The sequence below is a fragment of the Methylobacterium tarhaniae genome, from assembly GCF_001043955.1.
Lineage (GTDB): Bacteria > Pseudomonadota > Alphaproteobacteria > Rhizobiales > Beijerinckiaceae > Methylobacterium > Methylobacterium tarhaniae.
Genome location: NZ_LABZ01000194.1, coordinates 1 through 15075, shown reverse-complemented (window position 1 = coordinate 15075; position 15075 = coordinate 1). Strand labels below are relative to the sequence as shown.

The following is a 15075-nucleotide window of genomic DNA, read 5'->3' as shown; positions in this document are numbered from 1 at the left end:
GGCGGTCAGGGTTCGGGGCAGAGGCGCGGCAGATGCGCGGCGTACCAGGCCCTGACGCGGGCGAGCGCCGGGTGGGCGAGATTGCGGGCGAGGTAGCCTTCGATGCGCGGCAGGTGGGCGAGGTAGCCCGGCTTGCCGTCGCGCCGGTCGAGGCGGGCGAAGATGCCGAGGATCTTGGTGGCGCGCTGGGCCCCCAGCACCGCATAGGCGCGGGCGAAGCCCTGCACGTCGAACTCGGGGTCGCGCAACTTGCGCTCGCGGGCGTAGAGGCCGAGCAGGCGCAGCTCGAACTCGGCGCTGGCATCGACCCGCGCATCCTGGAGGAGCGAGGCGACGTCGTAGGCCGGGTGGCCCAGCACCGCGTCCTGGAAGTCGATGAGGCCGATGCGCTCGATCCCGTCGCGCTCGGGCAGCCAGATCAGGTTGGGCGAGTGGTAGTCGCGCAGGGTCCAGGTCCGGGCCTCGCCCTCCAGGCCGTCCAAGGCCTCGCTCCAGGCCGCCACGAAGGAGGCCCGGGCGGCCGGCGCCAGCGGCGAGTTGGCGATGAAGGGCGCGTACCATTCGGGCAGGAGCTCGGCCTCGAACAGCAGGGCCTCGCGGTCGTAAGGCGGCAGCACGTGGTCGCGGCCCTCGGCCACCGGCAGCACGGCGGGCAGGGTCGTGCCGTGCAGGCGCGCCAGCACCTTCACGGCCTCGGCGTAGCGCTCGGGGCGAGGGCCGTTCTGGTCGATCACCGGCTCGGTGCCGAGGTCTTCCAGGATCAGGAGCCCCGCCTCCAGGTCCTCGCCGAGGATCTTGGGCGCGCTGAGCCCCAGGGCCCGCAGGCCGCGATCCATGGCCACGAAGGCGTGCACGCTCTCGGCGAGGTGGACGATGGCGCTGTAGGGCTTGCCGTCCCGCAAAGGCGGCCCGTCGGGCTTCGGCGGCGAGATCATCAGCACGGCCCTGGTGCCGTCCGGGTTGATCAGGCGCTCGTAGGACCGGCTCGACGCGTCGCCCTGCATGTGGGTGCGCTCGGCCTCGCCCCAGCCGGAGCGGTCGAGGAGGACGCGCAAGGCGCGGGCCCGCATCAGCCGGCCGCCGAGGCCTCCGCCGCCGATCAGGCGGGCGAGGCGCGCATCGTCGCCGAATTCGGGCTTGAGGGAGAGGTCGATGGCGAGCGTCGGGCCGTGGCGCGGCGGCAGCCGGTCCGGCCACTCGACGAGGGCGATCGCCCGATCGGTCAGCTCGTCGAAGCCGAGCTCGACCAGCTCGTCGGACCCGCGCAGGCGGTAGAGGTCGGCATGGACCACCGCCTGCCCGTCACGGCCCTCATAGGGCTGCACGAGCGTGAAGGTCGGGCTCGGCACTTCGAGCTTCGGATCGCCGACGACCTCGCGGATGATCGCCCGGGCCAGCGTCGTCTTGCCGCCGCCGAGCCCGCCGGAGAGCGCCACCAGGTCACCGGGCCGCAGGATCTCGGCGAGGAAACGGCCGAGATCCTCGGTCGCGCTCTCGTCCGGCAGCACGATCTCCCAGGGTGTGCGCTCGGCCATGCCCTCCTGGTCCACTCCGCCATCCTCGCTCACGGGCCCGTCCGGGCGTCGAGCCCCTTGATAGCCCATGAACCTTAACCTTTCCCGGCGCTTCCCGGGGCCGTGCGACAGCGCGCCCGACATAACGCGCGCAAGGTGCCGGAATTTCCTGACTCCGTCACCCGCCGGCACGAAACACACCGTCGCGGCGGCCGCCCTGCCGGCTATTCGGCCGCCGCCAGATGGACCTCCCCGTCACCGACCGGGAAGGTGCAGGTGACCCGGGTCCCGGCGCCGGGGGAGGACGCGATGTCGATGCGCCCGCCATGCAGCTCGACGAAGGAGCGCACGATCGACAAGCCGAGGCCCACGCCGCGGTGGCGGGTGCCGAGGGTGTTGCTCTCGAAGCGCTCGAAGACCCGCGCCATCACCTCGGGCGGCATGCCGCGGCCCTGGTCGACCACCTCCAGCACCAGGCTCTCGCCGTCCTTGCGGGCGCAGACCCGGACCTGCTGGCCCGGGGCCGAGAAGCCGACCGCGTTGGAGAGCAGGTTGAACAGGATCTGGCGGATGCGCTTGCCGTCGGCGACGAAGCTGCCGATGTCGGCCGGCACGTCGAGGACGAGGGCGATGTCGGCCTCCGCCAGGCGGTCGCCGATGCCCCGCACCGCCGCCGCGATGGTGGTCTGCACGTCGACCCGCTCGCGCGTCAGCTCCATCGAGCCGGCATCGATCGAGGCGAGGTCGAGGATGTCGTTGATGATGACGAGGAGCGCCGCCGAGGAGCGCATGATGTGGTCGGCATATTCGCGCTGGCGCGGGTTGAGGGCGCCGACGGTCTCGTCGCCGAGCAGTTCGGTGAAGCCGATGATGTTGGTGAGCGGCGAGCGCAGCTCGTAGGAGACGTGGTGCACGAACTCGTCGCGCAGCCGCGTCGTGCGCTCCAGGGCCTCGTTCTTGTCGGTCAGCGCCCGCTCGACGTTGACGCTTGCCGTCACGTCGATGTGGGTGAGGAGCGTCGCGCCGTCGGGCAGCGGCTCGGCGGCGCAGTCGAGCATGGTGCCGTCGGCCAGCGCCAGCCGGCAGGCGAGGCCGCGGCGGGCGTCCACCAGGCCGGTCACCGCCTCGCGGATCTGCGCCCACGGCTCCTCGGCCGGGCTCAAGGTGCGGCAGACCGCGATCACCTGGTCGATATGGGGCTGGACCTCCAGCATCTCCGGGCCGATGCGCCAGACCTGGGCGAAGGCCCGGTTGGCGAATTTCAGCCGCCCGTCGGTGCCGAACACCGCCACCGGCTCGCGCAGGGTGTCGAGCGTCTCGCTCTGCACCTGCATCAGCACGTTGTAGCGCGATTCGAGGTGGACCCGCTCGGACACGTCCTCGAACAGGTAGGTGAGCCCCCCTTGCGGGTTCGGGTCGGCGAGGACGCGGAGCGTCCGCCCGTCGGGCAGGTGCCACCAGGTCTCCTGCGCCTCCGCGGCCCGGTAGGCGGCGAGCACCCCGGACTTCCAGGTGCGGAAATCCGCCTGCTCGGGCAGCTTGCGGGCGTTGCGCAGGGTGTCGAGGATCTCGCCGTCGAGGGGCTGCCCCTCCAGGAAGGCGGGGTCGAGGTCCCAGAGCTGGCGGTACGCGGCGTTGTGGAAGATCAGCTGCTGGCGCGCGTCGAACATCGCGACGGCGGTGGGCAGCTGGTCGAGGGTGCGGACGTTGGCGTCCATCTGGCGCTGCAGGTCGGCGCGCAGCCGCTCGAGCTCCGACACGTCGACCGCGATGCCGACGGTGCCGGCCTCGGTCGCCACCTCGGTCACGTCGAGGGTGCGGCGCGCGCCCGCCACCACGGCGGAGACCCGCAGCGGACCGGGGATGCCGCGGGAGCGGCGGCGCTCCGCCTCCTCGCGGGCCTGGCGCTCGAGCAGCTCCACCCCCTCGCGCACCGCCTGGGCAACGTCGGCGGCTTCCGCCGCGGCGAGGTAGGCGGCATTGGCCCAGGCCAGCCGCCCGTCGCGGCCGCGGCGCCAGACCGGCTGCGGGATCGCGTCGAGAAGCCCGGCGAGCGCCCCCAGGCCGTGGCGGGCCTCCTCCAGGGTGGCGCGCAGCTCGACCAGCTCCCGGCGCTCGCCGGTGAGCTCGCGCAGGCGCAGGAGCGCCTGGCCGCCCACCGCCTGGCCCATCGCCTCGATGGTGCGGCCCTGGACCGTGTGGACCGTGCGGCGGAAGCGCTCGCCGCGCCCGCGCAAGCTCTCGACCGCCGAATCGAGGGCGGCGGCGTCACCGGGGACGAGCCAGGCCCCGAAGGCGAGCACCCGGCGGACCGAGCCCGGCCGCGCCCCGTCCGCCGTGATGCCGACATCGCCCTCGACCAGCGGCTCGCCGCGGGCGTCCCAGGTCACCACCACCTGCGGTTCGGAGCCGAGCAGCAGCTCGGCCCGGTCGTGGGCGCCGCGCAGCTCGGCGAGCTCGGCGGTCAGGGTGTGCTCGCGCCGGGCCCAGCGGGCTCGCTCGCGCAGGTAGAGCAGCGACAGGATGGTGGCGAAGATCGTCAGGCCGATCAGCACCGCGAAGCCCACGGCGTTGTGCGCGTGCAGGCCCGGGGCGGTCTCCGCCGCCTGGGCGGCGGCCGCGAGGCCGAGCGCGCCGCCCAAGATGCCGGCACCCGCGCGGCCGCCGAGCCGCCGCGGCGTACGTCCAACCCCCATGATCCGTCGGTCTCCACGCGTACCGGCGCACCGGCCCTCGCCCGGACCGGCACGCCTCACGACCTGAACGCTACGCCTCGATGAACGCCGGCGCCGCCCGCGACCGCGGAACGGCTCCCTCTCCAGAGATTCGCCCGGAGTTTAGCGCGGTGCGGATTCGGCCCGGAAGAGGGGAATTGGGCGGAGGCCGGCGATGCCGGCACGGAGCATCGTCAAGGGCACAGAAATGCCACACCTGCTTCAGAACAAACAAAGAACATTGACGCAAGCCACGACTATACAACCGCCGTACAAACGCCCGCACGCGAAAAGAAGAGCCCGGCCTCGCGGCCGGGCTCCCGATTCCATCACGACGTGATGGGAACCTTATCAGTAACGGTAGTGATCGGGCTTGAACGGGCCGAACTGGCTGACGCCGATATAGGCAGCCTGATCGTCGCGCAGCTTGGTCAGCTTGACGCCGATCTTCTCGAGATGCAGCGCCGCGACCTTCTCGTCGAGGGCCTTGGGCAGGGTGTAGACCTTCTTGTCGTACTTGCCCTGGTTGGTCCAGAGCTCGATCTGGGCGAGCGTCTGGTTGGTGAAGGAGGCCGACATCACGAAGGACGGGTGGCCCATGGCGTTGCCGAGGTTCACCAGGCGGCCCTCCGACAGGAGGATGATGCGGTGGCCGTCGGCGAACTCGATCTCGTCGACCTGCGGCTTGATGTTCTGCCACTTCAGGTTCTTGAGACCCGCGACCTGGATCTCGTTGTCGAAGTGGCCGATGTTGCAGACGATGGCCCGGTCCTTCATCGCCCGCATGTGGTCGAGGGTGATGACGTCCTTGTTGCCGGTCGCGGTGACGAAGATGTCGGCGCGCGGGGCGGCATCCTCCATGGTGGTGACCTCGTAGCCCTCCATCGCGGCCTGGAGCGCGCAGATCGGGTCGACCTCCGAGACCAGGACGCGGCAGCCGGCGTTGCGGAGCGAGGCGGCCGAGCCCTTGCCGACGTCGCCGAAGCCCGCGACCATCGCGACCTTGCCGGCCATCATCACGTCGGTGCCGCGGCGGATGCCGTCGACCAGCGATTCGCGGCAGCCGTAGAGGTTGTCGAACTTCGACTTGGTGACCGAATCGTTGACGTTGATCGCCGGGAAGAGGAGCTTGCCCTCCTTGGCGAGCAGGTACAGGCGGTGCACGCCGGTGGTGGTCTCCTCCGAGACGCCCTTGATCGCGTCGGCGAGGCCGGCGAACCAGCCCTTCGGCTTCTCGGCCAGCATACGCTTCAAGAGCGCGAAGAAGATCTCCTCCTCCTCGGAGCCCGGCTTGTCGAGGAAGGCGGTGTCGCCCTGCTCGGCGCGCAGGCCCAGATGCACGAACATCGTGGCGTCGCCGCCGTCGTCGAGGATCATGTTCGGCATGCCGCCGTCATGCCACTCGAACAGCTTGGCGGTGTAGTCCCAGTAATCCTTCAGGGTCTCGCCCTTGATGGCGAAGACCGGGATGCCGGCGGCGGCGATGGCGGCGGCGGCGTGGTCCTGGGTCGAGTAGATGTTGCACGACACCCAGCGGATGTCGGCGCCGAGAGCCTTCAGGGTCTCGATCAGCACCGCCGTCTGGATCGTCATGTGCAGCGAGCCGGCGATCTTGGCGCCCTTCAGCGGCTGGCTCGCGGCGTATTCCTCGCGCACGGCCATCAGGCCGGGCATCTCGGTCTCGGCGATCGCGATCTCCTTGCGGCCGAAATCGGCGAGGGCGATGTCCTTGACGATGTAGTCGTTCGTGCTCGGCATTGGTCGGTCTCCCGTGTCGGCCGGTTCGGTGGGGCCTATAGCAGCCCCCCGGCGGGGAGGCAATCAAGATATAAAGATGTCTTTATGCGACCGGTTCGAAGGTGGGCCGGCGCCCGCCCGCCGGGTCCCCGCGACCCCCCACCTGCCTGGCGCGCCTCTCGCTGCCTTGCGCGCCTCTCGCAGCATGACTCTTGCAGACGTCAGGCGCGTAACGCGGCCGGACGGGCCGCATGCCAGCCAGGGTTCTTTCGATGCATCACGCCTCCCTCTCGCGCCGCCAGTTGCTCGCCGGCGCCTCGGCCCTCGCGGCGCTCGGGCCGACCGGCGCCGTCTTAGCCGAAGGGACCGCGTCCGGCAGCCTGACCTACGGCATCTCGCTGTTCGACCTGCCGCTCACCACCGGCCAGCCGGACCGGGGCGCGGGCGGCTACCAGTTCACCGGACTCACCCTCTACGATCCCCTGGTCGCCTGGGAGCTCGACGTCGCCGACCGGCCGGGCAAGCTGGTGCCGGGGCTGGCCACCTCCTGGGAGAGCGACGCCGCGGACCGCCGCAACTGGGTCTTCCGCCTGCGCGAGGGCGTGAAATTCCACGACGGGTCGGGGTTCGATGCCGACGCGGTGATCTGGAACTTCGACAAGGTGCTCGACGCCAAGGCACCGCATTACGACCAGCGGCAGGCCTCGCAGGTGCGCCCGCGCCTGCCCTCGGTGGCCTCCTACAAGAAGCTCGACGCCATGACGGTGCTGGTCACCACCAAGGCGGTCGACGCGCTGTTTCCCTACCAGATGCTGTGGTTCCTGATCTCGTCGCCGGCGCAGTACGAGGCGGTCGGGCGGGACTGGACGAAGTTCGCCTTCCAGCCTTCCGGCACCGGCCCCTATCGGCTGGCCGCCCTGGTGCCGCGGGTGCGCCTCGACCTGGTGCCGAACGCGACCTACTGGAACCCGAAGCGCATGCCGCGGCTGTCGAAGCTGACGCTGGCCTGCATCCCGGAGGATCTGGCCCGCGCCAACGCCCTCCTCTCCGGCAATGCCGACCTGATCGAGCTGCCCGCTCCCGACGCGGTGCCGCGTCTCAAGGCGGCGGGGATGCGGGTGACCGGCAACGACACGCCGCATGTCTGGAACTATCACCTGTCGATGCTGGAGGGCAGCCCGTGGCGCGACCTGCGCCTGCGCAAGGCCGCCAACCTCGCCATCGACCGTGACGGCGTGGTGGCACTGCTGGGCGGGCTCGCGACGCCGGCCGCGGGACAGGTGCAGCCTTCCAGCCCGTGGTTCGGCAAGCCGGGCTTCAAGATCGGCTATGACATCGATGCCGCGCGCAAGCTGGTGAAGGAGGCGGGCTACTCGGTCCAGAACCCGTTGCGGACGACCTTCGTCATCCCGACCGGCGGTTCGGGCCAGATGTTGTCGCTGCCGATCAACGAGTTCGTGCAGCAGAGCTGGGCCGAGGTCGGCATCGCGGTGGAGTTCCGGGCGGTCGAGCTGGAAGTGGCCTACACCGCCTGGCGCCAGGGCGCCGCCGATCCGTCGCTGAAGGGCGTCACCGGCGGCAACATCGCCTACGTCACCTCGGACCCGCTCTACGCCATCCTGCGCTTCTACGATTCGAAGCAGGTCGCGCCGACCGGCGTGAACTGGAGCCACTACCGCAACCCGGAGGTGGACAAGCTCTGCGACGCGGTGCGGGCGAGCTTCGACCCGGCCGAGCAGGACCGGATGCTGGCGCGCATCCACGAGATCGTGGTCGACGACGCGGTGCAGGTCTGGGTCGTGCACGACACCAACCCGCATGCCCTCTCGGCCAAGGTGAAGGGGTACACCCAGGCGCAGCACTGGTTCCAGGATCTGACGACGTTGGGGTGAGAGGGCGGCTCGTCTAAGCGGAGCGCGTCGACTATAATCGTGAGTCGACACGCTAGAGCATTTTCCGACGAAGTGGATACCGGTTCGTCGCAGAAAATGCGGCAAAATCAAAGACCTAGAGAGCTTTACGATTGCAACGCGATCGTGAAGTACTCTAGCACAAATGAGAGGTCGTCGTGGAAGACGAAAAAATGCGTTAGGCAGTCGGCTCAGGCCGAGGTAGTGAATCGGCTGCAGCAGGCATGGGACCTGGGCAAAGCAGGCGGATCGGCAGATGAGGTTGACTTCTACGCCTTCGCCTTGAGACACGTCAGCGTCTTTCAGTGCTTTTGAATCCTGAGCGCTCCAAGATTCACTTGGTCATTAAATAATATAGAGGCCATATATGCCCCTCAATATGCAATCAATTTTTGATATCGATATTTTATCAGACTACAAATTTCACGCTGCCCGATGGAACGGCGAGCACCAACCGCTAGATTTATTTACTCGTGACAGAGAGGATTGGGTTGATTGGAATAGGTGGAGAGGACAAAAGGACGATTTTAATCGTCGGCACATCATTTCATTCATAGACGTATATCAGGAACGCTGGATCTGGCTTTTCGGTGGCATATTCGAGGTAATTGCACGACAGCAAACAGCCGGGCGGTCTTACACGATTGCATCCTGCGACCGAGGCTCCGATCTGATCGGAAGACTAAAAATCCATCTAGAAATTGGGCAAGGCAAATCATTCTGTCTCGAAAATCTCATAGAAAAAATTAGTATCTCTGAAATATTAAAAGAACCGTACTCAGGCGCTCCATTCACTGGGTTCGATAATGTAGTTTTGGATTTTACTGCACTTGAAACTATTATTAGAACTGATCGCCTGGACTGAAAAACGGCCTTGCAAAATATGAAAGGCGTTTATTTAATCGTCGATAAAAATACTGGAAAGAAGTACGTTGGATCGGCGTACAATGATGTCGGAATATGGTCGCGCTGGTCAGTTTATGCAGCAACCGGTCATGGATGGAACGCAGCCTTAGTCAATCTAATGGCCGAAAGAGGCATATCTTATGCACGCGAACATTTCCGAATGACGCTACTAGAGACCTGGCCCTTTCGAACGGAAGACAAAATAATCCTTGAGCGCGAGTCTCACTGGAAAGAAGCGCTTTTAACGAGAGGGGATTTTGGATATAATCAAAATTAGAATTTGCCATTATCGCGTTAAATTACTAATTTCTTGACAAGATAAGGCACGCAGAAAAAATAGAACGGGTAGTTTTAATTTATTATCCATTGCCGAACACCCGCGCCACATCCCCCTCCCCCATCACCCTGTACTGTCCGGGCTCCAGGTCCGCCGGCAGGTCCAGCGCGCCGACCCGGTCCCGGTGCAGGGCCGTGACGTGGTTCCCCACCGCCGCGAACATCCGCCGGACCTGGTGATAACGCCCTTCCGTCAGCGTCACGGCGGCACTCGTCGGCCCATGAACTTCCAGGGTCACCGGCAGCAGCGGCTTCTCCTCGCCCTCCAGCATCAGCGTGCCGGAGGAAAAGATCGCGCCCTCGTCCCCGCGCAAGGGCCGGTCCAGCGTCACCTGGTAACGCTTCGAGACGCTGGCCTTCGGCGAGATGATCCGGTGCAGCAGCGCGCCGTCGTCGGTCAGCAGCAGGAGGCCGGAGGTCTCCTTGTCGAGGCGGCCGACGGTCGAGAGCGGCGGCTCGCGGCGGCGCCAGCGCGGCGGAAGCAGACCGTAGATCAGCGGGCCCGCTTCCTTGTGCGAGCAGGTGACGCCGAGCGGCTTGTGCAGCATCAGGGCCACGCCCGGCAGGGGGTCGAGGGGCTTGGTCTGGACGGTGAGGCGGCCCGGCAGGTCCGGGTCGAGGGCGATGCGCTGGTCGGCGTCGCGCAACGGAGTGCCGTCGAGCACGATCGTCCCAGCCCGGGCCAGCATCTGGATCTCGCGGCGCGAGCCGTAGCCGAGATTGGCGAGCAGCCGGTCGAGCCGGACCGACGCGACCTTCGCCTTGCCGCTCATTTGCGCGCCTCGTGGATCTTGTAGCCCTGCGCGGCGGCCCGGGGCGTCACCTCGCGAAACACCTCCGCCAGCGTCGCCTCGTAGGGCAGGTGGGTGTTGGCGGTGAGCCAGAGCGTCCCGCCCGGCCGCAAGGCGGCGGCGGCGCGGCGGATGAAGGCTTGGCCGAGGGCCCGGTCCTCGGCGCCGCCATCGTGGAAGGGCGGGTTCATCACCACGAAGTCCAGGCGCTCCGGCACCGCATCGGCGGCACGGGCATCGGCCCATTTGACCGTCACGCGCGGATCGTCGACGTTGCGCCGGGATGCCTCGACCGCCCGGCGATCGTTGTCGACGAGGGCAAGCGCCGTCACCTTGGGCGAAGCGAGCACGGCATGGGCGAGGATGCCCAGGCCGCAACCGAGATCGGCGCCGCGTCCCGACAGCGCCGGCAGAGTCTCGATCAGCAGGGCGGTGCCGGGATCGATCCGGTTCCACGAGAAGATGCCGGGTTGCGTCCACAGGCCGATGTCGTCGAGGCGACGCGGCGCGCCCTCACTGATCGCCTCGTCGAGCCCGGTCGGCGCGTCGGGCCGCAAAGTCCGGACGATGCGGTGGTGGCTCTTCGCGCTCTCGTCGAGGCGGCAGCCGAAACCCGAGAGTTCGCGGGCGAGCCGCGAGCCGCCCCGGTCCTTCGGGGCGAGCACGGTGAGGGGCGCGCCGGGCGCGAGCGCCCGCAGGGCCAGCGCCAGGGCGTGGCGGCGCTCCAGGGTGCCGGGCGGGGCCAGCACGGTCAGGCCGGGGAGCGAGCCCGGGACTAGATCCTCCAGGGCGGCGCTTCCGGGCACGAGGGGCGAGAGCTGCAAGGCATCGCCCGGCACCTCGACGAGGTCGGCGGGCGGGTGGCCGTAGACGCCCGGGCGGGCGGAGGTCGGGTCGGTCACAGGGATCAGCCGCGGGGGAATTCCAGGCCCATCTCGCGGTAGCGCTCCGGATCGTCGGCCCAGTTCTCCCGCACCTTCACGAACAGGAACAGGTGGACCTTCGCCTCCGCCGCCTCGGCGATGTCGATCCGCGCGGCCTGGCCGATGGCCTTGATGGTCTGCCCGCCCTTGCCGAGCACGATCTTCCGCTGGCTCTCGCGCTCGACGAAGATGGTCTGCTCGATCCGCACCGAGCCGTCGGGCCGGACCTGCCACTGGTCGGTCTCGACGGTCGAGGAATAGGGCAGTTCCTCGTGCAGCCGGTCGTAGATCTTCTCCCGGGTGATCTCGGCGGCGAGCATGCGCAGGGGCGCGTCGGAGACCTGGTCCTCGGGGTAGAGCCAGGGGCTCGGGGGCATCCGGGTGGCGAGCTCGCGGCGCAGGTCGTCCACCCCGTCGCCGGTGAGCGCCGAGATCATGAAGATGCGCTCGAACGACACCCGCTCGTTGAGGGCGGCGGCGAGCGCCAGCAGGCGCTCGCGGGGCATCAGGTCGATCTTGTTGAGCACCAGGTATTTCGGGCGCTTCAGCTCCGGCATGCGGTTGAGGATCGCATCGACTTCCTCGTCCACCCCCTTGCGGGCGTCGATCAGCAGGCAGACCGCGTCGGCATCGGCCGCGCCGCTCCAGGCGGAGGTCACCATCGCCCGGTCGAGGCGGCGCTTGGGCGCGAAGATGCCGGGCGTGTCGACGAGCACGATCTGCGCCGCGCCCTCCATGGCGATGCCGCGCACCAGGGCGCGGGTGGTCTGCACCTTGCGCGAGACGATCGACACCTTGGTGCCGACGAGGCTGTTGAGCAGGGTCGACTTGCCGGCATTCGGCACCCCGATCAGGGCGACGAAGCCGGCCCGGGTCTCCTGCGGCGGGCCACTCTCGTCGGTGCCGGTCTCTCGGGTGTCTGGGGTGGTGTCGTCGGTCATTCTGGTTGCTCCCCGGGCTCGTCCCCGGTCCACAGCCCCTCGCGCACCAGCAGCGCGCGCGCGGCCGTCTGCTCGGCCAGGCGCTTCGAGCCGCCGATGCCGATGCCGGGCGCGGCGCCGGTGACCCGGGCCTCGATGCGAAATTGCGGCGCGTGGTCGGGCCCGGCCCGCTCCACCACCACGTAGGTCGGCGTCGGCCACCCTTGCGCCTGCGCCCATTCCTGCAACGCGGATTTCGGGTCGCGGCTGCGGGTGCCTTCCGTCTGGCGGTCGGCCTCGAAGGCACGGTCGATCACCGCCTTGGCGGCGCCGTAGCCGGCATCGAGGAAGATCGCGCCGAGGATCGCCTCGCAGACATCGGCGAGGATCGCCGAGTTGCGGCGCCCGCCGCCATGGACCTCGCCGCCGCCGAGGTTGAGATGCGGGCCGACGTCCCAGGCATTCGCCACCATGGCGCAGCTCTCGCGCCGCACCAGGCTCGACAGGCGCCGCGACAGGTCGCCCTCGTCGGCGCCCGGCAGGGCGTTGTAGAGGCCGTCGGCCACCGCGAGGCCGAGCACCCGGTCGCCGAGGAACTCGAGGCGCTGGTAGCTGCCCCGGCCGTTGGTCGCGCTGACATGGGTGAGCGCCCGCACCAGCAGGTCGCGGTCGGCGAAGCGGTGGCCGATGCGCTCCTCCAGCACGGAGAGGTCGGGCCGGCGCCGCATCCCGCGCTTGCGCCGCGGCGGCGCCTCCCCCGGCCCCGGATGTCCGCCCGGATGTCCGGCGCTCTGGGCGGGCTCGTCGGCCTGCGGGTTCGCGTCAGCGGCGCTCAAGCTCCCGGCCTCCTGTCAGTGGATCGGCTTGAACAGGCGGTTCCAGCGCACCGTCCACGGCCAGTTCCAGATCTGCCAGGCGGCGGCGCCCTCGTCGATCGAGAAGAAGATCACCTCGGCCCGGCCGATCAGGTTCTCGAACGGCACGTAGCCGACATTGCCGAGATCGCGGGAATCGGTGGAATTGTCGCGGTTGTCGCCCATCATGAAGAAGTGGTTCGGCGGCACGGTGTAGACCTGGGTATTGTCCCACAGGCCGCGGTCGCCGTCGCGCTCGATGATCTCGTGGGTGACGCCGTTGGGCAGGGTCTCGCGGTATTGCGGCACCAGGGTCGGCTGGCCGAAAGCGTCGGTGGTCGAATAATCGGCGATGCGCTCGCGCTTGACCGGCCGGCCGTTGATGTTGAGCACGCCCTCGATCACCTGGATCCGGTCGCCCGGCAGGCCGATCACCCGCTTGATGTAGTCGGTGGCGTTGTCCTTCGGCAGCTTGAACACGGCGATGTCGCCCTGCTTGGGCGCCGCGCCCCAGATCCGGCCCTTGGCCTCAATCGGCAGGTACTCGCTCAAGGGAAGCGAGTACTTGGAGTAGCCGTAGGAGTATTTCGATACGAACAGGTAGTCGCCGATCAAGAGGGTCGGGATCAGCGAACCGGACGGGATGTTGAACGGCTGGAACAGCAGGGTGCGGACCACGACGGCGATCAGCAGCGCCTGGAGGCCGACCTTCACGGTCTCCTTGATCGAGTCCCAGAGGCCGGCATCCTTGCCGCGTTTCAGGTCCTGGTCCGTGCGTGCGCGATCCATGCTCGTTCTCTCCGGCGGTCCGTGCAGATGTCGCCTGGGCACCCGCCGAGGGCACGCGGCCGGCTGTTTGCGCGGTGCGGGGGGTCTAGACCAACGCTTGCCCGCCCGCAACGCGGCGCGGCGAGCAGGGGCGAATCACCTGTCGGAGGAACCTGTCAGCGCTCCGGGAGAGCCTCGATGATCACGAAGGCCTGGGCCAGCGGCGGATCGTCGGTCAGCGTCACGTGCACGACCGGGCGGTGGCCCGGGGGTATCAGGGCGGCGAGGCGTTCCGCCGCGCCGTTGGTGAGCCGCAGGGTCGGCCGGCCGCCGGGCAGGTTCACCACCTCCATGTCGCGCCAGAACACGCCCTGGCTCATGCCGGTCCCGAGGGCCTTGGAGCAGGCCTCCTTGGCGGCGAAGCGCCGTGCATAGGACGGCGCGCGGGCGGCGCGCCGGTCGCTGCGGGCGCGCTCGCCCTCGGTGAACACCCGGTGGGTGAAGCGGTCGCCGAAACGCTCCAGCGAGCGCTCGATGCGGCGGATGTCGCAGAGGTCGGAGCCGATGCCGACGATCATGCGGCCGTCCCCGCGCGGCCGGCCTCCATGGCGGCCCGCATCCCCCGGATCGCGGCGGGCAGCCCGTCGAAGATCGCCTCCGCCATCAGGGCGTGGCCGATATTGAGCTCGCGCACCTGCGGCAAGGCCGCCACCGGGCCGACGCTCTCGACCGTGAGGCCGTGGCCGGCATGGATCTCGAGCCCGAGGCCGCCGCCATGCGCGGCCGCGCGGGCGAGGCGGGCGAGCTCGACCCGGATCCGCTCCGGATCCCCGGCGATGACCGCCTCGCAATAGGTGCCGGTATGCAGCTCGACCACCGGCGCGCCCAGGGCGCGGGCGGCGTCCATCACGTGCACCTCGGGCTCGACGAACAGCGAGACCCGCACCCCCGCCGCGTTCAGGCGCGCGATGGCGGGCGCGAGGTGCTCGCGGCCGCCGATGATGTCGAGCCCGCCCTCGGTGGTGCGCTCCTCGCGCTTCTCCGGCACCAGGCAGGCGGCGTGCGGCTTCAGGCGCAGGACGATCCCCATCATCTCGTCGGTCACCGCCATCTCGAAGTTGAGCGGCCGGTCGATCTCGCGCCGCAGCCGTTCCATGTCGGCGTCGCGGATGTGGCGGCGGTCCTCGCGCAGATGGGCGGTGATGCCGTCGGCCCCGGCCGCGATCGCCGCGTGCGCGGCGCGCACCGGATCCGGCATCGTGCCGCCGCGGGCGTTGCGAAGGGTGGCGACGTGATCGACGTTGACGCCGAGGCGGAGAGGCGAGGCGGGCATCGGGCGGGCTTCTCGGACGGGGTCTGTCGGGCGGGCTCTGTCGGGACCATCCGCGATGTAGCGTGGGCCACCGGGTGCCGCCAGCCGCCCGTATGTGCAACAACACTCCCCCGAGAAAGCGCGGGCAGGCGGGGCATTCGCCTGGACACCTCGCCCGGTGCACCGCACTGTAGCCGTTCCGCGGCGCGGGGCCGGATGCCCGCCCGGCGCAAGGCCCCGCCGCGACAACCCGACGACCGATGCTCGGGCGGGCCGCCGCGCCCGCCCCGGAGGCCCACGATGTCTGCTCGACGGCTCGACCGCGGCTGTGATGCGCCCGCCCGGCTGCCCCTGCCGCTCCGCCCCCACAACTTCGCCGCGTTCCTCCCC

Annotated in this window: 13 protein-coding genes; 3 read left to right on the top strand and 10 right to left on the bottom strand. The window is 69.0% G+C overall.

Annotated features, from left to right (window positions below):
• Positions 1-5 precede the first annotated feature (5 nt).
• From tsaE to ahcY, 3 genes are all read right to left on the bottom strand, one after another.
• A complete protein-coding gene (gene tsaE / locus VQ03_RS24615; RefSeq protein WP_245292184.1) occupies positions 6-1535 on the bottom strand; it encodes a tRNA (adenosine(37)-N6)-threonylcarbamoyltransferase complex ATPase subunit type 1 TsaE in 1530 nt (509 codons plus the stop codon).
• 203 nt (positions 1536-1738) lie between these two features.
• A complete protein-coding gene (locus tag VQ03_RS24610; RefSeq protein ID WP_048453545.1) occupies positions 1739-4210 on the bottom strand; it encodes a sensor histidine kinase in 2472 nt (823 codons plus the stop codon).
• A 369-nt stretch (positions 4211-4579) separates the two neighbouring features.
• Positions 4580-5986, bottom strand: coding sequence for an adenosylhomocysteinase (gene ahcY / locus VQ03_RS24605; RefSeq protein WP_048453544.1), 1407 nt, complete (start codon positions 5984-5986; stop codon positions 4580-4582).
• 251 nt (positions 5987-6237) lie between these two features.
• Between ahcY and VQ03_RS24600 the strand changes: the two genes are divergently transcribed.
• The 3 genes from VQ03_RS24600 to VQ03_RS35320 all read left to right on the top strand — a co-directional run bounded on the left by VQ03_RS24600 (position 6238) and on the right by VQ03_RS35320 (position 9058).
• Complete coding sequence (locus tag VQ03_RS24600) at positions 6238-7857, top strand: ABC transporter substrate-binding protein (RefSeq protein ID WP_048453543.1); 1620 nt, start codon at positions 6238-6240, stop codon at positions 7855-7857.
• Positions 7858-8242: 385 nt separating this feature from the next.
• A complete protein-coding gene (locus tag VQ03_RS34360) occupies positions 8243-8740 on the top strand; it encodes a hypothetical protein (RefSeq protein WP_208605551.1) in 498 nt (165 codons plus the stop codon).
• 18 nt (positions 8741-8758) lie between these two features.
• Positions 8759-9058, top strand: coding sequence for a GIY-YIG nuclease family protein (locus tag VQ03_RS35320; RefSeq protein WP_425350089.1), 300 nt, complete (start codon positions 8759-8761; stop codon positions 9056-9058).
• A gap of 82 nt (positions 9059-9140) precedes the next feature.
• On the opposite strand, the gene VQ03_RS24595 is transcribed toward VQ03_RS35320, so the two are convergent.
• The 7 genes from VQ03_RS24595 to VQ03_RS24565 form a co-directional block, all read right to left on the bottom strand.
• Positions 9141-9890 carry a pseudouridine synthase gene (locus tag VQ03_RS24595; protein ID WP_048453542.1) on the bottom strand — a complete coding sequence of 250 codons (750 nt, stop codon included), beginning with the start codon at positions 9888-9890 and terminating at the stop codon, positions 9141-9143.
• Entirely contained in the window at positions 9887-10816 is a 930-nt protein-coding gene (locus VQ03_RS24590; protein ID WP_083468199.1) for a class I SAM-dependent methyltransferase, read from the bottom strand. Before VQ03_RS24590 ends, VQ03_RS24595 begins: the two co-directional genes overlap by 4 nt.
• Positions 10816-11772, bottom strand: coding sequence for a GTPase Era (gene era / locus VQ03_RS24585; protein ID WP_048453540.1), 957 nt, complete (start codon positions 11770-11772; stop codon positions 10816-10818). The genes VQ03_RS24590 and era overlap by 1 nt, the downstream gene beginning before the upstream one ends.
• Positions 11769-12479 (bottom strand): ribonuclease III, encoded by a 711-nt coding sequence (rnc, locus tag VQ03_RS24580; RefSeq protein ID WP_048453559.1) that lies wholly within the window; start codon positions 12477-12479, stop codon positions 11769-11771. The genes era and rnc overlap by 4 nt, the downstream gene beginning before the upstream one ends.
• A gap of 123 nt (positions 12480-12602) precedes the next feature.
• On the bottom strand, positions 12603-13394 hold the full coding sequence (lepB, locus tag VQ03_RS24575; protein ID WP_048453539.1) for a signal peptidase I: 792 nt from the start codon (positions 13392-13394) through the stop codon (positions 12603-12605).
• 155 nt (positions 13395-13549) lie between these two features.
• A complete protein-coding gene (acpS, locus tag VQ03_RS24570) occupies positions 13550-13951 on the bottom strand; it encodes a holo-ACP synthase (protein ID WP_048453538.1) in 402 nt (133 codons plus the stop codon).
• On the bottom strand, positions 13948-14706 hold the full coding sequence (locus VQ03_RS24565) for a pyridoxine 5'-phosphate synthase (protein ID WP_048453537.1): 759 nt from the start codon (positions 14704-14706) through the stop codon (positions 13948-13950). Before VQ03_RS24565 ends, acpS begins: the two co-directional genes overlap by 4 nt.
• Positions 14707-15075 lie beyond the last annotated feature (369 nt).